Here is a 20,403-nt window from a genome sequence, read left to right as displayed (position 1 = left end):
TATCGATCCAAGCTAATAATGATTGGTTGGAAAGGAACAGATGTCTCAATCTTTCTGCTGTTTTATTTGCTGGTTTGTTTCTTTTGATTCTTCGATCGCACGATCAAGACGTCACACTTTGAAGTCCGAGTGACGTAGCTGGTGACTGAACCGATAATCAATCGTTCAACGGCACTCAGCCCGGTTGATCCCATCACGATCACATCAGTATCATGATCAGTGGGAAATTCGCGGGCAATAATTGGCTTTGGATTTCCAAATCGAATATGGATATCCACGTCTTTAACGCCGGCCTCCTCAGCTTGTTTTTTCAATTCTTTGAGTTTGCTTTCTGTGTTTTCAGTTAACTTGAAAACAACGTCGCCGCTTACGGCACTCCCATAAGTTTGGTTAAATTGGTTAACTTCCAAGATGTTCAGGATATCTAAATGAGCGTTGTTAACTTTGGCTACTTCAATTGCACGCTGTAGCACATTTTCAGTAACAGCTGAACCATCAACTGGTACCAAGACGTTCTGATAATTTTGTTCTTGCATGTTCATCACCCCATAACCGATTTGCTTCCATCTAAACTATAACATTCTCAGATGGAATTGTAAGCAAAAAAGTGAGCGGATCCAGGCGGTTAGTAACCGGAGCGTAAGTCTCCTCAAGCGGAAATTCCGGGTTTGGGAATTTTTGCTTGAGGTGCTTACGTGCAAGTTGCTGCTTGGAGGAGCTGTCCTAAAAAAGTGAGCGGAGTAAAGCGGTTAGAAGTCGGAGTACAAGTCGCCGCTGAGGGAAATTCCCGGTTTTGGAATTTTTCTCAGTGGTGCTTACATGCAGATCTCTGCTTTACGCAGCTACCCCAAATTAGTAAAGGCCTTGCATGTGATTGTAATCGCTTACCGTTGGTGCTACCATTCTTATGAGTCATAAAATGAAAAGAGGGTTTTTGAATATGTATTATTACGTCATGAAGTCAAACGATATTCGGCGCAACCTTGCCACTGAGCAATATTTAATGAATGAAATTGAATTCGATGAACCGTTGCTGCTATTTTACATTGAAGGTCCATGTATCATTGTTGGTCGTAATCAGAACACTCTTGAAGAAATTAATAAAAAATATGTTGATGAACATGGCATTATCGTGACCCGCCGGCTTTCTGGTGGGGGTGCGGTCTACCAAGACCTCGGTAATCTGTGTTTTAGCTTTGTGGTTGATAGTGATAGTGAAGAATTTGGCGACTTTAAATCATTCGTTCAGCCAATCGTTGACGCATTGCATGACATGGGGGCAACCACCGCAGAAGTCAGTGGCCGAAACGATATCTTAGTTGATGGCAAGAAGTTCTCCGGGAATGCCATGTATACCAAGAACGGTAAGACATTCTCTCATGGAACATTGATGCTAGACGTTGACCTTTCTGTGATTCCAAAAGCATTGGATGTCCCAGAGGATAAGATCAAGTCTAAAGGAATTAAATCAGTGCGTTCCCGGGTAACAAATTTGAAGCCATATCTGGCCGCAAAGTATCAAAACTTAACGACCCCAGAATTCCGTGACCGTTTATTAAAAGAGTTGTTCCATGTAGATGACTTGGCTCAGATCAAGGATAAGGAATACCAGTTGACCGATGAAGATCAAGATGGCATCGATAAGATTTTTGATGATTATTATAATAATTGGAATTGGGTATATGGTAATTCACCTGAATTTACCGTTAAGAAACGCCAGCACTTTACGAATGGAACCATCGATGCCCGATTGCAGGTAGATGATGGTAAAATTACCAACATTAAGTTCTATGGCGATTTCTTTGGCCCTCAGGATGCAGGAGAAGTGGCTGATAAGCTTAAAAGCGTACGATTTGAACGTCAGGATATTGAAGATGCCTTCAGTGGGATTGATACCAATCAGTACTTCACAGGTATTCCAAAGCAGGAGATTGTAAACATGTTACTGGATTAATCCCCTCAATTGCAATCTGGTAAAGTTTTCTCAACTTTGCTTTCCTAACGTTACCAAATAAGTTAAACTAATATTGTTAAGTAAAAGGATAAAATTAATCATAATTGTATCCTTTTTCTTTTAGTTATCGAAAGAATAGGGGATCAAATGAAAGCAGAAGAGAAAAAAGTGGTTTGGTGGGCGATTGTTTCACTCGGGCTGTTTCTAGTCGTGAATTGGCTGATGGTTCTGCCGATCATGAAGCTGCATCAATCAGTTCCAATATCAGAAGCACTTCAAGTAACTTACATCGCAATTACATTTTATGCCGCAACGATTATTCTAGCTGTGTTGAAGGTTCGAATCAGCTATTATCTATTGGCCGCAGTGGTGGCAATTTACACTGTTGGCTTGGTCGGGATGGTCGTTACCATGATGAATGGCAGCACGGCTAACGTTGCGATTAGATTGTTAATGGCTGCACTAGGTGCTTTTGGCATTTTCATCAATATTTATTGGTTTATGATTGCTTATAAAATGCGGGTGGTTCTCCAAAAGGGTCATCGGGAAAAGCAAGCTGAGAAACTCAAGAATTTCAAAAAGTAGGTGAAAATAGTTGGAAAAAGATGTTGCAAGTTTTATTGAAGATATGACCAACGAGAAAATTGAAGGCAAAACAGTCAGTGCAAAATTGGCAACCGTTGTCAAAGATCCTGCAAAGGCTATGCAGCCATTGTATGATTTTATTGAAGAGCAGCTTAACCTTGGAAAGCTTGGGTATGGCGAACTGACAATTGATGATGCGGATGCGGTTATTCGACTGGAAACCAATCTCATTAATCTGCCGCTCCAAGAACCAACTCGAATTTCAAAGATGATATCCGATCAAGACAAATTACCGGTTAACGTTTATTTGGTTATCAGTTCGCCGTTTGTTAATCAGTCGGGATTGCGAATTGATGAAGTTTCTAGTGCTGATGACTTTTTTGGCCACTTGGCAGATTATTCGAAGACAATGAATGAGTGGGTCGCCGAGAAACTGGCCGCCATTCAAGAAAATAGGGCTAAGAAGGCTGAGGAGGCTGCTCACGAGGCTGAAAATAAGCCAAAAGGGACTAAGCCGACGAAGGCAAAGACGACTAAATCTAAGAAATGATTGAAATGACACTGAAAATGTGGCATACTATTCACATGCGATGAGTCGAGAGACCACACAGCATTTATGCTGTTCGCGCAAGCGACTAAGGTGGTATTTTGAGTGGGACACATTTTAAGCACGGATTTGTGGTGTCTGACTTCAGCGGATTGTGGAGTCCAAGAAGTCCATTTATATTAATATAAGTGCCGCAGAAAAGGATTAGCTGAATTTCAGCTAATCCTTTTCTTATATAATTAAGCTTAAAAAATGAGACTGGGTTTAGGCGATTTGATCCCAGAATTTAACGAAAAGAACCAATTATTCCTGATTTTGGAATAGTTGGTCATTTTTGTTAGATGGCAGGGATCAGCCGTTTGGCACAGCTTTTATCTAGGTGGCTATGGTGATCTATGTGAATGATCATCGATTGAAAATTAATATATGTCCCAGCCTTATCTCTAAATGTGAAAACAAAATCACTATTAGATGAATGCCAAAGGCAATTTTTGAGTGGTATTATTACCAAATAATTCTGAGTTATCCAGCTAGTCGGAGAATACAATTAAACGTTCAATATCAATTTACCAACCACATGGCCGGTCTCACTCTGCCGATGCATTGCTTGGACATTCTCAACGGTAAACGGTAATTGTTTGGCAATCTTGATCTTCAATTTACCAGCCCCCAGTTGAGCGCTTAGCTGGGAAATGATCTCATGCCTTGGGGCAGCATTGATCTTCTCAAAATAGACGTCATGTTGTTTCCCTAATTCAGTTGTTTCGGGCAAGGTCTCCACAATCGAGATGATTCTGCCACCTGGTTTAACGACTTTAAATGCATCAAGCTGGTTTTGACCACCGAGCGTATCAAACACCAAATCAACATTTTTGACTTGATCTGCAAAATTGGCTTGAGTGTAGTCAATGACCTTGTCAGCACCTAATTGCGTCACAAAACTAACATTTGGGCTGCTGGTGGTCGTTAGCACGTGGGCACCGGCATTCTTAGCCAATTGGATCGCCATCCCACCTACGCCACCAGAACCAGCCAAAATGAGGACTGTCTGGCCGCGCTTGAGTTGACCGGCGTCAAACAGGGCTTCCCAAGCAGTTGTTCCAGCTAAGGACAATCCAGCCGCAGCTTGGAAAGATACCGTGATTGGTTTATGAGCGAGCTTATCGGCGTCAACAGCATAAAACTCTGCGTAAGTGCCCCGATTACTTGGCGTGCCATAACCAACAACCGCATCCCCAGGTTTAAATCCTGAGACCTGGCTGCCAACTTGTGAAACGATGCCGGCCATTTCTTGCCCTAAGACGATCGGAAATTTGAATGGATAGCGTTCTTGGCGCAAACCACTGCGAGTTTTCCAATCAATTGGATTGACCCCAATGCTGACAACTTTAACCAATACTTGATTAGGGTGGATATCAGGCACGGGGATGGATTGTTCAGTTAATTTTGATTCATCACCGTATTCATTGATGACGATTGCGTTCATGCTATCTGAGTTTGTCATTTAATCACCTCGCACACATTATACCCGTGAAACGTAAAAGTGAAAACTAGCAGATAAGTTGTGTACAATTGAATTGACTTTGATTGGAAAAAGCGTAACCTTAATAATTGAGGAGCTGATAAAATGAAATTAACCATTACAGATGACGCACTAACCCATTTAATGTCAGTATTTCCAGCAACTAGCAAGTTCTTATTAAGCTTTGACGATGGGGTTGGCCCCTTTTCTAAGGTCGGCATCTGCTCATTAGATGTGAGTTTTGATGTGATTGCCGTTTATCGGGATGCGAACGTACCTGACTATCAGGCAAAGCTGACCACGAATGTCGGTGACTGGTACTATAAGGGATATTCCAAGCGATATTTAGATGATAATATGAAGCTTGATTATGTTAATAATCGGTTTAAGTTATCTGGTGATAGCGGTATTTTGGACGGAAATGTTGATTTAAAAAATCTAACGACTCAAAAAGCATCATAATTAAACAAAAAGATTCAGACAGAGTTTGAAGTGCAACTTTGTCTGAATCTTTTTTTGATATAGGTTAGTGATTAATATGAGGCAACATAATCATTTAATTGTTGAATGTACAAGGCCTTTTTCTCATCGCTAATCCAAGAAGTTTCAAAGGAATTGCGGGCAAGCGTGACAATTTGATCCTTGGTGAGGTTGAATTTATCAGCTATCGCATAATAGTTATCACTGATGTAGCCACCAAAGTACGCAGGATCATCTGAATGGATGGAAACTTTCACGTTCTTTGAAAGTAACTCCAGAACTTCCTTGCCCTTCATTTCTGGTGAAACAAAGCTGTTAGACAATGGGCAAGAAGTTATGCCGATATTTTTCTTAGCAACAAAATCAACCAGATCAGGGTCCTCGACGATATTGGTTCCGTGATCCAATCGTTCGACACCCATAATTTCAAGGGCTTGGCGAATATGTTCAATCGAATCCTTTTGGTCGATGTCACAGTGGGTGGTCAAGTGAAGACCCGCAGCGGCTGCATCCTCAAATTGACGGGCAAACTTCAACGGTGGGTTGTTGTGCTCATCAGAATCAAGGCCGATACCGACGATCATATCCTTGTAATTCATTGCTTCTAATAAAGTTTTTCGGGCGGACTCTTTTGAGAAGTCGCGGAGGAAACACATGATGAGTGATGCATCAACATTCAATGCCTGGGCATCGACAACTGCTCGGTGAAGACCATGAATCACTGTTTCAAATGCAATGCCCCGGCTGGTATGAGCTTGGGGGTCAAAGAAAATTTCTACGTGGCGGACGTTGTTTGCGGCCGCTCTTTTAAGGTAGGCAAATGCTAAGTCATAAAAATCCTGTTCATGTTGGAGGACATTCATAGCTGGATAATAAACAGCTAAAAATGAAGCCAAGTCATCATATTGATACGTTTTTTGAACTTCTTCGATTGTTGATTGGCCAATATCGATATGGTTACGCTTGGCTAATTTTAATTTTAAGTCGGGCTCAAGGGTCCCTTCAATATGTAAGTGTAGTTCGGCTTTTGGTAGATTCTTAGTAAATTCTGGGGTAATTTCAGTAGACATTGTGTATTCCTCCAAAAATGTTCGTGTTTTAGCTACAATCCATAGTTTAACATATTATATAGAATCGTCAATACAATAAAATCCGAATGATGCTATTGTAATTTGAACGGAAATGTGGAATAATACGAAGCATAAATTATTTATTGGAAAGGGATTTTAGCAATTATGCAAAAGACGAGTGACAGTACAATGGTGAACACAGGCCTGCTGGACCGCACCTTTCATCTCACTGAACAGAACACGACCGTTAGGCGGGAGTTATTAGCCGGATTAACAACATTTGTTTCGATGGCGTACATTTTGTTCGTGAATCCAAGCGTTCTGGGTGCCGCTGGAATGAATAAAGGAGCCGTTTTTACCGTTACTGCGGTAACTTCTATTCTTGGCTGTTTATTAATGGCGTTCTTAGCTAATTACCCAATTGCAATTGCCCCTGGATTGGGTGACAATGCGTTCTTTACATTTTCAGTTGTGTTAGGGATGGGAATCCCGTGGTCAAAAGCAATGGCTGGGGTTTTCGTTGCGTCGGTATTGTTTACAATCTTATCTTTCTTAAAAGTCCGGGAAATTGTCATTGATGCAATTCCTAAGGATCTCAAGCTCGCCATGGCTGCGGGAATTGGGATATTTATTGCCTTTGTTGGTTTACAGGGTGGCGGGATCATCGTTGCCAGCAAAACTTCTTTGGTTGCCATTGGTTCCTTAACGGTTCCCACAACCTGGTTAACAATTTTTGGTATCTTTGTAATTGCGATCTTGATGGCTCGAAAAGTGCCTGGTGCAATTTTTATTGGTTTGGTTGCCACTACCGTTCTTGGTCTAGTAACCGGGTTGATTGCAATGCCAACTCATATTATTTCGCTTGCTCCAAGCATGGCCCCAACCTTTGGCGTTGGCGTTACGCATTTATCATCCATTGTGGATCCACAGATGTGGGCAGTTGTGCTGATCTTCCTATTAGTTGCCTTCTTTGATACCGCTGGTACGTTAATTGGTTTGGCACAACAAGCTGGAATCATGAAAAATAACAAAATGCCCCGAATTGGTCGGGCATTGATGTCAGATTCGATTTCAATGTTGGCCGGTTCCGTCATGGGAACGACCCCAACTGCTGCTTACGTTGAATCATCAGCCGGAATTGCCGTTGGTGGCCGGACTGGGTTAACTTCATTAACGGTTGGAATCTTGTTTGCATTTAGTATGTTATTTTCACCACTTTTGACGGTTGTGACTGATCAAGTAACGGCGCCAGCATTGATCATTGTCGGTGTCTTGATGGTTTCAGCGCTAAAAGAAATTCACTGGGACAAGTTTGAAATTGCCATGCCTGCATTTTTGACCGTTGTCGGTATGCCACTGACTTATAACATTTCATACGGAATTGCCTTTGGGTTCCTCACATATCCAATCTTGATGACTGTTGCCGGTCGTCGTAAAGAAGTTAATTACATTATGTGGATCCTGTTCTTCGTATTTATTCTGTTGCTTTATGTATTAAATATCGTACCTAAATCATAAGTTAATAACCCTTAAATGACTGGAGAAAATTCATGACGACGATTGAAGAATTTGAACAATATATTGATGCTGGTGCTGCCAAAATTCCCGCTGACACAGTTATTGAACACGGGACGTTGGTGAATGTTGACACCGCCGAATATTATCCAGCTGACGTTGCCATTTATAACGGTAAAATTGTTGCTGTCGATGAGGATATCAACGATTACATTGGCCCAAATACCAAGCATATTGATGCAACTGACAAATACCTGGTTCCGGGCATGATTGATGGTCACATCCACGTTGAATGCAGCAAGATGAGCATGACCAGATTTGCCCAGGCAGTGGTGCCTCATGGAACAACCAGTATTGTTTCTGGGTTGGACGAATATATTTCCACCATTGGTAGCAAAGGCTTGGACGAGATTTTTACCGAAATCGATCAGAGCCCATTAAAGGTATTCTGGGGGCTGCCATACAAAACACCGTACACAATCCCCAAGTCAACGATCAGTTATGACGTTTCTGCCAAGGACCATGAAGCAATTCAACCGAATGAAAACTGTTATGGTGTTTGGGAAACGGTTCGTGAAGCAGTTGAAACGAAAGATCCTGATACCCTCAAAGCAATCTTGACTGCCCAAAAGTATCACAAACCAATCTTTGGCTGTTCTCCCATGGCGACTGGCAAGGCGTTAAACCAATTCTTGATGAGTGGCGTTCATGTTGATCACGAAAGCTATTCTCATGAAGAATTTTTGGAAAAAGCCCGTAAAGGTATCCATGTGGTGATCCGGGAATCTTCAGTCACTAAATTTTTAAAAGAAAATATTCGTGCCATTACAGAAGGAGCGGCCGGGGTTGCGCGTCATACCAGTTTCTGTACTGATGATGTCAACGCCAGAGACATTTTAAATCATGGCCACCTTGATCATATGGTTCGATTAGCGATTAAAGCCGGCGTTTCTCCAATGACTGCCATTCAGATGGCAACCATTAACGGCGCCGAAGCTTACCATATTGATGATCAGGTCGGTTCAATCGCCCCAGGGAAGGATGCCGATATTCTTCTGATCGACCAACCGGGTTCATTTACCGTTGATACAGTCGTCAGCAAGGGTCAGTTGGTTTCCGAAAACCAAACCGAAGTGATGGGCTTCAATCCACCCAAGCGATCTGCTCAAATCCAAGGTAAACTGAAGCACGCCCCAATGCAGCCAGCAGATTTTGACTATCAAGTTGACCAATCTGCTGGAACGGCATTGGTTCGAACAATTCACAGTGTTGGGCCATTTGTGCGTAAGGCTCAAGATATTGAATTAACGATTAAAAATGGGGTCGTGATTCCGGATCCTGAAAAGGATGTCGCTTCCGTCTCAGTCATTGAACGATATGGCATTAATGGTAACCAGTCACACGGTTTCATTTCTGGCTGGTCATTCAAACAGGGGGCAATTGCGACTTCCGCTTCTCCAGATGATAATAATCTGGTGGTGGCCGGTGTAAATACCAGTGATATGGCGTTAGCTGTCAACACGCTGATTGAGTGTGGTGGTGGTCAAGTTGTTGTGGTTGATGGTAAGGTGGTTGCCTTACTGGAATTACCAATTGCAGGGATTACAACTGATTTAACCCCAACTCAACTCGCTGAAAAAGAAATTGAATTAAAACATGCTGCGGAACAACTTGGCAGCACATTACCGGATCCATTATTTTACCTGTCGTTTCTGCCGATTACCGCTATTCCGGATTTGGCAATTACGGACAGTGGGAATGTGGATTATCCAAAATTAGCATATTTCAATCCCATTTTGAAAGTTACCAGTCATAACAATGCATAAGAAGGATCAAAACAGTTGATTTGATCTCAGAGTTTAAATAAGAAGGGCAACCATTCCGCAGATTCAGGAATGGTTGCCCTTCTTATTTAAAACAATCGGAATTTTAAGACAGGAGAATAGCGGGCAATCAAAGATCATTTGTGAATGCCTTTTACTCCTTCACATCATAAACGACGCATGGCTTTTTCGATACTTTGATAAGGCATCATCCAAAGCATCATCACCAGGAATGTGCCGATCATCCCAAATTCGTGCCAGAAGTAAGTCAGGCAGAAAACGGCCACGAACGCGGCTAAGGTGATTAAGCTCTTGGGTTCATGTTTTAAGGTATCCACCAGCAGCTGGCTGTCGTGATTCGCTCTCAATAGGCTCACTCGCAAGAAGTTCCATGCCAAATTAATGAAGATAAATAATAGCGTGTATAACTGAGAACCAAACAGACTGTGGGGGTCATCATTCACAATTGCGGTGGCAAATGGCACAAATGATAGGAAGAACATCAAGCTGGTGTTCGCCCAAATCACCAAACCGTCAATTTTCTCGACCACCTGGAACATATGATGGTGATTGCCCCAAACAATTGCCAGCAGAAAGAATGAAATTGCGTAGGCGAGTAATTCTTCGTGCATATTCCACAGCCCATTCCACGAATAGGTCTTTGGTTCGCCAAGTTCCAAAACCAAGACAGTCATGATAATTGGGATGATTGCATCGGTAAACGCTTCAAGTCGATTTTTAGGCATCAGGTCACACTCCTTTCACATACTTTACATCACAAGGATACAATATTTTTCTTAGAAATTTGCAGATAACGTCTTTGTTTGTCTGTAATCGTTTCCAAGGTTGTGAGCTAATTGACTTTTATGATGAGGAAAAGTTAAAATAGACTAATAATTCTAATCAGGAGTTAATTTTCCATCTGGAGGTTACAGATTATGTCATTAGGTTCACGAATTTTTAAACGGGAGAAATTGGATCGTTACCTTGAAACTGACAAAAAATTTGTTAAAACGATGTCAGCTTTTGATCTGATTGCCCTAGGGATTGGGGCGGTGATTGGTACTGGTATCTTTATTCTGCCAGGAACTGTTGCTGCTACCAAAGCTGGCCCGGGAATTATTCTTTCATTCATTGTGGCGGCCATTGTGTGTTCAACTTCAGCCATGTGCTATGCCGAATTTGCCTCAGCGTTACCGGTTGCCGGAAGTGCCTATTCTTATGGAAACCTGGTGTTCGGCGAGATCATCGGCTGGATATTGGGCTGGGCATTGATTTTGGAGTACGTTCTGGCTGTTGCGGCGGTTTCTAGTGCGTGGGGCGCTTACTTTCAATCGTTCTTAGCCGGCTTCCATATTGGTTTCCCAAAGGCCATTTCTGGTCCGTTCGTACCGAGTCAGGGAACCTATGGTAATGGGATTGCAATTATTATTGTTATTTTGATTTCCTGGATGTTAAATCATGGGATGCGCTCGTCAGTTCGATTGAACAATTTAATTGTTGTTGTCAAAATTGGGATTATTTTGCTATTTATTCTTGTGGGCGCCTTCTATGTAAAACCAACTAACTGGCATCCATTCTTACCCTACGGTTGGATGGGTGGCAGCCACGGCGGAGTTTTGGGTGGCGCTGCTGCGGTATTCTTTGCCTATTTGGGCTTTGATGCGGTTTCGAGTTCAGCTGCCGAAGTTAAGAATCCTAAGCGCAATATGCCGATCGGAATTATTGGGACGCTGATTGTTGCAACTATTTTGTACGTGGGCGTTTCGATCGTCTTAACGGGAATGGTTTCGTACACCAAGCTGGACGTCGCAGATCCGGTTGCCTTTGCCTTACAATTTGTGAAGCTGAATTGGGTCGCTGGTATCATTTCGCTAGGCGCATTAGCTGGAATGTTTACCATGATGGTCACAATGACTTATAGTTCTTCGAGATTGATTTATTCAATTGGCCGAGATGGGTTGCTGCCAAAGCTTCTTGGTAAGTTGGATAAAAAGGGCAGTCCAAGAAACAGCCTGATAACGATTACGATTGTGATTGCTTTTATGGGTGGCTTTGTTCCGCTGGATCAATTGACCAACTTGGTTAATATTGGCACATTGATTGCCTTTCTCTTCGTGTCATTTGGGATTATCCCATTGAGAAATAATAAAGAAATTCAAAACCACCACGGATATCAGGTTCCATGGTATCCAGTGTTGCCGATAGTTTCTGGCTTGCTATGTATGGTGATGCTGTCACAATTGCAAGCAGAAACCTGGATTGCATCAGGAATTTGGTTCGTGTTTGGCCTTATTCTTTACTTTGGATATGGAATGAGACATAGTCGGATAAGTGCATAGAGCGCGAAAAGTAGCGGTTTGACGCGTTCATATAAGGGGACCCCCAGTTAAAGCCTGGTTTTGGCTTTAACTGGGGGTCCCCTTATATGTTAAGCGTCAGCGACTTTTCGCGCGTTTTTGCAACGAGGCCAAGAAAACACGGCCAGTTTTGGCTTTAACTGGGGGTCTCCTTATATGTTAAGCGTCAGCGACTTTTCGCGCGTTTTTGCAACGAGGCCAAGAAATCCCTAGCTAGCGTCATAATTTGTGAAATGGTAACATAATTTTATTAGCAAATAAATGTTTCAGAAAAGAGGAATTACCGTGCCAACTTTGCCGAAAGAAACCGTCAGTCAGAAAACGAACCATCCACTCCTTGCTATCTCAGCCATTGCCGCAATGACTTTTCTCGGCATTCTGATTGAAACTTCAATGAACGTGACTTTTCCAACCTTGATGAAACAATTCCACGTTTCCCTCAGCACGGTTCAGTGGGTGACGACCGGTTACCTGCTCACGGTGGCGTTGTTGATGTTGGTTTCTGCATTTCTCAAACGGCGTTTTAAAAACAAGCAATTATTTGGCTGTGCGGTCTTACTCTTTATGATTGGCGACGTCACGTGTGCGCTGGCCCCAACTTATTGGCTACTATTGGCTGGGCGCCTGGTTCAAGCTGGCTGTGTCGGCATTTCTGCGCCATTGATGAATAACATTATTTTAGAACTTGTGCCTCGAAACAAGCTGGGGACCTACATGGGATTTGCCAACTTGATCCTGATTGTGGCACCTGCCCTTGGACCCACATTTGGCGGGGCGGTTGTGTCACTGGCTGATTGGCGGATGATTTTCTGGGGGACCTTACCGTTTGCAGTTGTTTTCTTGATTCTGGGAATGATTGTCATCGAGCAGTATAGCCCAACCGAAAAGTATCCGTTTGATTGGCTGCGATTTGGCTTTTTATCAGTCGCGATGATTATGTTGCTAGTGGGGATGAACGCGCTGACACTGCCAAATGGCATCTGGCATTTCACTGCAGATATCTTTGTGACCGTCGTGATGTCGGCGTTGTTTATCTGGCGGTCAAAACACAGTCATAAAGCGTTATTTAGGTTGACGGTCTTTAAGCAGCCCGCCTTCATCTACAGCTTTCTACCATATGTGTTACTTCAATTTTCAAATTTAGGAATTAACTTTATGTTGCCAAGTTATGTTCAAATGGTCAATGGCGCCGCGGCCTTTCTTGGTGGCTTGATTTTATTCCCCGGTAGCGTGTTGAATGCAGCAGGCCAACCATTTTATGGCATTATGTTGGATCGCTATGGCGGCAAATTACCTCTTTATTTGGGAAATACGTTCTATTTTGTCATGATGGGGTGCTTCGCGATTTTTGCCCGCCAAATGTCAGTTTTGTGGGTGACCATCTTCTATGCGATATACGCCGGCGGCCGAGCCATGGCCTTTGGCAATACAATGACTTACGGCTTAAAAAATCTCAGCCAGCAGGAACAAAATGATGCAAATGCCCTGTATGGTACGGGTCAGCAAATTGCCGGCTCAATTGGGACAACCGTGATGGCGGTGTTCATGACGGCTTTTAACTCAGCTGGTTTATCAATGCCTCAAAACGTCGCCAGGGGCACCCAGATGGCCTTTGTGATGTTGGCCCTGATTGGCTTGCTAAATTATTGGTTGTATTGGCGGTTGTTTAAGCTCACTAATAAATTGGACAAGTAAAAAACCACCATCCGGGTTGAACTGGATGGTGATTTGTAATTGATCCACTCAGTGAAGGCATTAAGTCCGATAACGAGTTAGGCTCCCGTGGAGGGTTTTCCACATCACGGCAGTCGTTGTTAAAACCAGTAAAACAGCAATTGTGGCAATAACAAACAGCGCGGTAAAAGAGGATAGTTCAATAATCATGCCGCCAAATAATGGTCCAATGGCGCGCCCAGCTGAAGCGTACGATTGAATCAGCCCTTGATAGCGCCCCTTGGCTTCGATTGGCGTTAAGACGTTAACCAGCGCCGGAATGGTCGGCAACGCGGTGGCTTCACCAATGGTTAAAATGATCATTGCCAGGACAAACATTGGATAAGTTTTAGCAAAAATCAGGGTAATAAAAGAAACCGCAAACATTGAAAAGCCAAAGAAAATTTGCATAATCAAATTTTCATGATACCTGGCAATCCAGTTAATGATAATTTGGCTGACAACGATTAAGCCGGCATTGATTGTCCAGAGAAAACTGTAGTTGCGCAGTGGTATGCCCAAGCCGGTCATGTAGACGGATAAGTTGGAAACCCACTGTTGGTACATAATCCAAATAATAAATAATGACAGAAAGAAAGTTGTCAGAATAGTCGCATTTGACTTGGGAAGATGCTTGGTATTCCAAGAAGTCTTTTCAGTGTCAGAAACTTTCTTACGGGATTCGTTGGCTGCCGGCTTGTATTTGGTAATCACGATGGTCAGGAAAACGAGGAAAAGAACACTTGCCACCACGAACATCAGGGTGACGCTGATACTATAAATAAAGCCAACTAAGGAAGTCCCAACGACAATTCCCAAGTTTTGGACGAAATACAGCATGTTAAAAACGTAACGGCTGTCCTTTGACTTGATACTGGTTCCAATCGAATTGACAACCGCTAAATTCCAACCAGCCGAAAGGCCATTAAAGAAGAGGACGATTCCAAACATCGGCCAGCCATGGAAAAATACCAAGATGATGAGGGTAATTGTGGAAGCAATCACGCCACCCACCAAAAGATGATAGGGATTCTTTCGATCGTATAAGTAACCGCCAAGATAACTGCCAAGGACGCTGGCAAGGGAGTTAAAAAGTAAAACAACCCCAATCATGGTTAAGGACACACCAAGCCGATTATGCAAGTATACACTGGTTAACGGCCAGACAAAACTCATCCCGATACTGCTAAATAGGGCCCCGGTAACCAGCCACCGGAAACTCATTTCTTTGTTGGTCATCTGATGGACCTCCTTAATCTGATTTTGAGCACCGTGTCCCATTGTATCAAAAAAAGTGGATGGTGTGGGGGAACAACTTGTGGGTCATTACCGGTTATCTGCCAACGCTATTTGATGGACTTACTAATTTAAATCACATATGATGAGGGTGTTTAAAGGAATATGAGATTTCATTATGGGAGGAATTATCTATGGCTGTAGGCGGATCACTTTATCATACAGAAGTTGTTAACGAACACGGTCTAACGGGCCAAAGTTACGTTCGGGGAAATGAAGGCCTTGCGCTTGGCGTCAGCAGTTCACTGATGGATAGCCCCGGCACCAACCCGGAACAATTCATCGGGTTTGCGTTGAGTACCTGTTTTAACGCAACGATTGGCATTGTCGAGCGCCAACATAATATTAAGCCTGATAGTATTATTCATACGGCGGTTGATATTGTGAAGGATACCAAGGGATATAAGTTTATCGTTCGCTGCCAAATTTTGTTTCATGATTTGGATAATGCGCAGGCCCAACAAATGGTCGCTGAAGCATTGGATCAGTGTCCGGTGGCAAAGCTTTTAAAGGCTAATGAAAATGTGACGTTTGAGGTGGTGGATCAGTTTAAGTTTTAGAGTGCGGAACCAGGCGGCTAGAAGCTGGAGTATAAGTCTCTTCAACAGAAATCGCCGGTTTTTGGATTTTTGTTGAAGGGATTTATGCGCAAGCTTCTGCCTGGGGGAGCACGTTTCGGCTAGAGTGCCTAGCCATTGAAATACCCTGATCTCAAAATATCACTAATGGCGTTTATAACTAAACCATCATTGATAACTTGCGAGTTTTGCTACCTAATTTAAAACCAAACTACAAATAATCCTGAATTCGAACTACTATTAGCTCTCGAATTTAGGATTATTTGTAATTTCCATATTAATGAATTGCAATCAACTCGCAAAGGGATCTTTCCAAAATATATTTGTTCTTAACAACAAAATTGTGTACAATCTAGTTACGAAAGAGGGTCGGTTTATTGAAGGCTACTACAACATGGTCTACTCGCTGGCCGGAACGCATCAGCTATGGTCTCAGCGATGCTGCCGATAATTTAATATTTCAGATGATGACGACTTATTTACTCTTTTTCTACACGGACGTTTATGGGTTGTCGGCAAGCGATGCGGCAATCCTGTTCATGGTTGCCAGAGTGGCCGATGTTGCTGAGAGCTTTATTATTGGCGTGATGATCGATCACACCCACTCCCGGTTTGGTAAGAGCCGGCCGTTTTTCCTATGGTATTCAGTGCCGTATGTCATTTTTGCCGTTTTGACGTTTGTGACCCCTCACTTTTCTTATCCAGGAAAGGTTGCTTGGGCATACGTTACTTACCTTGGGCTAGGGTTTCTTTACACAGCGGTTAATTTACCGATTACGTCAATTCTACCAACGATGTCTCAAAATCCCCGGGAATTAACATTGTTAGGGGTGATTCGTCAGTTCTTCGGCAGCTCGATCCAAATCGTGGTTGCGGTATTTACGTTGCCACTGGTGGCATTATTTGGCCACGGAAGTCAGCAGCGTGGGTTCTTAGGGACGATCATGTTATTTGGTGTGATTTCGTTGCTGTTAATTATCAATACCTTTGTCCACGTTCGCGAACGATTTGCCAATTCTGAAATTGCGCACCAGCCATTCAAAGCGGTGTTATCAATGTTGCGGCATAATCAGCCCTGGATCGTGATTTCGATCGTTATTTTCCTGTACTGGCTGGTAACGGCTATCAAAAATCAAACGACCATCTATTACTTTAAGTATACAGTCGGTACCGTTGGCTTGGTTCCTTTGGCGAATGGTTTTACATTGACTTCACTGCTTGGAGTGCTGCTTATTCTTCGACTGACAAATGTGAGAAGCAAAAAGACTACGATGCTGCAAGGAATCTTAGTTGCATTAGCTGGACAACTTGTGATTGCCATCGGGGTTTACACAAAAGTAATGGGCATCCTGTTTGCCGGCGTCTTTATTAATTCAATTGGGAATGGCATTATTATTGGCCTAGTTTCCATCATGATTGCTGATACGATTCGCTACGGAGTGAGTTTAGGGATTCAAGCAGAAGGAATTTTGGCTTCGACGGATGATTTTGGCGTCAATTTAGGCTTGGGACTTGGCGGCCTAATCACTGCTGGGCTGTTTCATTTGTCCGGCTATGTGGCCAATCGACCACAAAATGCCGAGACATTGTTAATGATCAATTTGAATTATGTTTGGCTGCCACTGGTGATTTATGCGGTGATGTTTTTGATTCTCAAATTGTATGATGAAGACCGAATTCTTGAAAAAATCCAAGATTAGTAAACATCGTCAGCAGTTTAGACCCCCGGTGGTTATATCACCGAAAGCGTTAATCTATATAAATTATTATTAGATTGATATGAAGTTCTCGGAATGCCCGGGGACTTTTTAGATTGTCATCAATCTAATCGAATAAATGAATACTCCCTCATTATAAATATAACAATGGTAGTGCTAAGCAATTGTAATAACGATGTATAAGTGGTATAAAAAGTATGAAGGTACAAATTTAATGAAAGAGGTTCTATTCATGAGGAATTGTGTCAAGCAATCTCAGGTGGATTTTTTTTAAAATGGTTTAGTTTCGTATGTTTTTCAATTCTGGTTTTGGTGGGGATCGTTTTTTCATCACAACCAGCTAAAGCGGCGGATATTACGTCAAGTATTTCTGGAATTGGGTCCGGAGATGCGCTGTATAATGGAAATCCGATCAATCAGACCGATGTTAGTAAATGGGATCAGAGTACCGATTATCAGCTTACATATAACTATAAGATTGCGCCAGACACGCAGGTCAAGACGGGGGATACTGCTACTTTAAGCTTGCCGAAAGGCACTCATTTTAGGTACGATACGCCGTTTGATATCTTGGCCCCTGACGACAAGACAGTGGTTGGTCATGTCACTGCAAAGGCAGGGGATTCATCTGCAACTATCACGTTTACAATTTACTATTCAACCAAAAATAATGATATGGGCGGTACCATCACGTTTAGTGTCTCCGGAAGTGCGAATGGTGGTGGCACAGCTGGTGGTGATTACATTACCAAGAACGGCTGGGCCTTTAAGGGTGATTATAGTAATGGCAAAACGTATCCGCTTGATGGGAACGGTCGTTATCAATATGTTGAGTGGGACGGTAAAATCAATCCCAACAATCGATCACTCAATACCGCTGTCATAACGGACAATATTCAAAATCCTGACAGTCAGACAATGGTTCCTGGAACATTACTTGTTCAATGGGACGATGGGAAAAACACACCAGTCCCAGTGGGTGACTACACTGTCAATTATCTTCCAAATGCCACCGCGCCAACCTCGTTTACAATCAAGTGGAACGGGACGCTAACTAAAACGGTGAACGTTTTTTACTTGACCAAAATTAACCCGGAATCTGATTATACAAAAGCTGGTGCCCATATTGGCCTTAATAATCAAATGACAGTTTCTGGTTATGATACAGGAAGCGGCGGCGGAACCAAAGGTAACATTGATGTTGTTGATACTGGAACCGCCAACGCCCTAGTTACCCTTGGTGCTGGCGGAAATGGCAATGGTAGCACCTATAGTGTCGGTGTTAAGAAGCAATGGAACGATGTTCCTGCAGGTGTGAATGAGCCAGCAATTCAGGTTGAATTATATCGGCAGACATCAACTGACAAAGAACCACAAGTAACTGGCAAGACGGTTACTTTAAGTAGTCCTACGTGGTCTGGCACATTTGATGCTTTAAGTAAAGACGATGGGGCCGGCAAGGCGATTACTTACTCGGTTAAAGAGGTGAAGGTGCCAGATTCATTTAAAGAGACTGGCGGAACGGTTGATTCTACGACCCAAACTGCAACCCTTGTGAACACATATAACTCGCCAACGCCACCGGCAACCACTTCAATTAAAATTAACAAAGTTTGGCGAGGGGTTCCTGATGGAGTAACGCCACCCAGTGTGACGGCTTATGTATACAAAAACGGTGATACTAAGAACCCAGTCAAAACGGTCACTTTGGATCAAGCACATAATTATACAGCCGAAGTTTCTGGTTTACCCAAGCAGGGCAGTGATGGTAAAGACATTACCTACACGGTAGCAGAGGATACCAATACGCTTGACAAAGACACTTATGAATCGAAAACCCCAGGGCAACAGTCCGTTAAAAATAATGTGGTTACGTTAACTAATGCTTATATTCCTAAGACGACATCCATTACAGTCAAAAAGCAATGGAAAGGTGTACCATCAGGGACCACGTTACCTGATCAGATTACGGCAACGTTATATGCCAATAAAGTATCCACTGGCAAGATGGTTACTTTAAATGCTGGTAACAACTGGTCTGCGCCATTCCCTGATTTACCAGAAACCGATGGTAATGGTAATACAATTAAGTATACCGTCGCTGAAACGGCTGTTCCAACAGGTTATCTCCCCAAAACAAGTGGGCTACAGAACGTTATGAACGGCAAAGTTACTTTAACCAACGACTTTATTCCGCACAAAACCTCTGTCACGGTGAACAAAGTATGGGAGGGTGTTCCTAAAGGGACTCAGTTGCCGGATGTCGTTGTGACATTGTGGGAAAATGGCAAAGCTACTAATCAGACCCGCAAGCTCACATCGGCAAACGGCTACTTAAGTCGATTCGATAATTTGCCGTTGACCGATGAAAATGGTCAATCGATTAAGTACGAAGTTGTTGAAACACCCGTTGCCGGCTATCAGTCCCGGACCAATATGCGGCAAGAGGTTAAAGACGGCAAGGTCACATTTATCAACGCCTTTATTCCTAAACAATCCACAATTACAGTCAAAAAAGTCTGGAAGAATGTTTCTGACGGCGTGACAACGCCAAGTGTGACGGCAACCCTGTATGCTAATGGGGAATCAACTGGTAAAACGGTGATCTTGGATAACCTCAATAACTACATCGCATCCTTTGGCGACTTGCCAGAGACTGATTCAGCTGGTAACACGATTGTTTACACCGTTGTTGAAGACAATGTTCCCGATGGTTATAAAGCTGATCCAAGTGGGCCTCGACCAGTGAACAACGGTGCGGCAACGCTGACAAATGAATATGTTCCGAATACACCAGTAACGCCTGATACACCGGTAACGCCAACACCAGTAACTCCAGATACGCCTACGCCCAAGAAGCCAACTTCAGACGTACCTAAGACGACCAGAAAAACTCCTGATCGGAAGGTGCCAAATAAATCAACAGCAACGACAACGCAACATGCCAAAGTCACTGCTAAGCGACCAACACTGACAACTTCTGCTAATGGGCAGACACCGAGCCCCACAACAGGTGTACCGACAAATTCATTGAATAAATTGCCGCAAACTAATGATAATGAAAAGCAAGAACTTTTGATCACTGCTATGGGAATAATCCTGATGAGCTTGTTAGGAATTGCTGAAGTGATTACCCACAAAATTGGAATGAAGTAGTACTTTCAAACGTAAGCACTAAATAATTGGACGTATTCAAAAAGGCATTCGAGCATGTTATTCTTCAGATAACACAATCGAATGCC

General features: G+C 42.9%; 16 protein-coding genes. 11 read left to right on the top strand and 5 right to left on the bottom strand.

Translation table 11 applies throughout. The features are described 5' to 3' along the window. Positions 1-62: 62 nt before the first annotated feature. Positions 63-536 carry a universal stress protein gene (locus KTE19_RS06365; RefSeq protein WP_217164530.1) on the bottom strand — a complete coding sequence of 158 codons (474 nt, stop codon included), beginning with the start codon at positions 534-536 and terminating at the stop codon, positions 63-65. A gap of 404 nt (positions 537-940) precedes the next feature. Here KTE19_RS06365 and lplA point away from each other — a divergent pair, with 404 nt between their 5' ends. The 3 genes from lplA (at position 941) to KTE19_RS06350 (ending at position 3,089) form a co-directional block, all read left to right on the top strand. Continuing rightward, positions 941-1,954, top strand: a complete 1,014-nt coding sequence (lplA, locus tag KTE19_RS06360) for a lipoate--protein ligase (RefSeq protein ID WP_217341888.1) — start codon at positions 941-943, stop codon at positions 1,952-1,954. 147 nt (positions 1,955-2,101) lie between these two features. Then, a complete protein-coding gene (locus tag KTE19_RS06355; protein WP_217164533.1) occupies positions 2,102-2,539 on the top strand; it encodes a hypothetical protein in 438 nt (145 codons plus the stop codon). A gap of 10 nt (positions 2,540-2,549) precedes the next feature. Continuing rightward, complete coding sequence (locus KTE19_RS06350; protein WP_217164536.1) at positions 2,550-3,089, top strand: hypothetical protein; 540 nt, start codon at positions 2,550-2,552, stop codon at positions 3,087-3,089. Between the two features lie 544 nt (positions 3,090-3,633). On the opposite strand, the gene KTE19_RS06345 is transcribed toward KTE19_RS06350, so the two are convergent. Next, positions 3,634-4,590 (bottom strand): NADP-dependent oxidoreductase, encoded by a 957-nt coding sequence (locus tag KTE19_RS06345; RefSeq protein WP_217164539.1) that lies wholly within the window; start codon positions 4,588-4,590, stop codon positions 3,634-3,636. A 123-nt stretch (positions 4,591-4,713) separates the two neighbouring features. Between KTE19_RS06345 and KTE19_RS06340 the strand changes: the two genes are divergently transcribed. Next, positions 4,714-5,070: an iron-sulfur cluster biosynthesis family protein gene (locus KTE19_RS06340; RefSeq protein WP_217341885.1), complete on the top strand. Its 357-nt coding sequence runs from the start codon at positions 4,714-4,716 to the stop codon at positions 5,068-5,070. 71 nt (positions 5,071-5,141) lie between these two features. Here the strand turns inward: KTE19_RS06340 and add are convergent, their stop codons facing one another. Continuing rightward, positions 5,142-6,158 (bottom strand): adenosine deaminase, encoded by a 1,017-nt coding sequence (add, locus tag KTE19_RS06335; RefSeq protein WP_217341884.1) that lies wholly within the window; start codon positions 6,156-6,158, stop codon positions 5,142-5,144. A gap of 165 nt (positions 6,159-6,323) precedes the next feature. On the opposite strand from add, the gene KTE19_RS06330 reads away from it, so the two are divergent. Next, positions 6,324-7,676, top strand: a complete 1,353-nt coding sequence (locus tag KTE19_RS06330; protein ID WP_283812285.1) for an NCS2 family permease — start codon at positions 6,324-6,326, stop codon at positions 7,674-7,676. Positions 7,677-7,708: 32 nt separating this feature from the next. Beyond that, complete coding sequence (locus KTE19_RS06325) at positions 7,709-9,499, top strand: adenine deaminase C-terminal domain-containing protein (protein WP_217341883.1); 1,791 nt, start codon at positions 7,709-7,711, stop codon at positions 9,497-9,499. A gap of 164 nt (positions 9,500-9,663) precedes the next feature. On the opposite strand, the gene KTE19_RS06320 is transcribed toward KTE19_RS06325, so the two are convergent. Next, positions 9,664-10,242, bottom strand: coding sequence for a TMEM175 family protein (locus tag KTE19_RS06320; protein ID WP_217165095.1), 579 nt, complete (start codon positions 10,240-10,242; stop codon positions 9,664-9,666). Between the two features lie 192 nt (positions 10,243-10,434). On the opposite strand from KTE19_RS06320, the gene KTE19_RS06315 reads away from it, so the two are divergent. Both KTE19_RS06315 and KTE19_RS06310 read left to right on the top strand, forming a co-directional pair. Beyond that, positions 10,435-11,838, top strand: a complete 1,404-nt coding sequence (locus KTE19_RS06315) for an APC family permease (protein WP_217341882.1) — start codon at positions 10,435-10,437, stop codon at positions 11,836-11,838. Between the two features lie 378 nt (positions 11,839-12,216). Further along, positions 12,217-13,551 (top strand): MFS transporter, encoded by a 1,335-nt coding sequence (locus tag KTE19_RS06310; protein WP_430681876.1) that lies wholly within the window; start codon positions 12,217-12,219, stop codon positions 13,549-13,551. Positions 13,552-13,611: 60 nt separating this feature from the next. Here the strand turns inward: KTE19_RS06310 and KTE19_RS06305 are convergent, their stop codons facing one another. Then, positions 13,612-14,808 (bottom strand): MDR family MFS transporter, encoded by a 1,197-nt coding sequence (locus KTE19_RS06305; protein ID WP_217341880.1) that lies wholly within the window; start codon positions 14,806-14,808, stop codon positions 13,612-13,614. Positions 14,809-14,999: 191 nt separating this feature from the next. On the opposite strand from KTE19_RS06305, the gene KTE19_RS06300 reads away from it, so the two are divergent. From KTE19_RS06300 to KTE19_RS06290, 3 genes are all read left to right on the top strand, one after another. After that, positions 15,000-15,425, top strand: a complete 426-nt coding sequence (locus KTE19_RS06300; protein WP_217165101.1) for an OsmC family protein — start codon at positions 15,000-15,002, stop codon at positions 15,423-15,425. Positions 15,426-15,820: 395 nt separating this feature from the next. Next, positions 15,821-17,143 (top strand): MFS transporter, encoded by a 1,323-nt coding sequence (locus tag KTE19_RS06295; RefSeq protein ID WP_217165103.1) that lies wholly within the window; start codon positions 15,821-15,823, stop codon positions 17,141-17,143. Positions 17,144-17,473: 330 nt separating this feature from the next. Further along, entirely contained in the window at positions 17,474-20,317 is a 2,844-nt protein-coding gene (locus KTE19_RS06290) for a Cna B-type domain-containing protein (protein ID WP_217341879.1), read from the top strand. Positions 20,318-20,403 lie beyond the last annotated feature (86 nt).

The organism is Lentilactobacillus dabitei, assembly GCF_019061365.1.
GTDB lineage: Bacteria > Bacillota > Bacilli > Lactobacillales > Lactobacillaceae > Lentilactobacillus > Lentilactobacillus dabitei.
The sequence above is the reverse complement of the archived record's forward strand: the minus strand, read 5'-3'. Positions and strand labels throughout refer to the sequence as shown.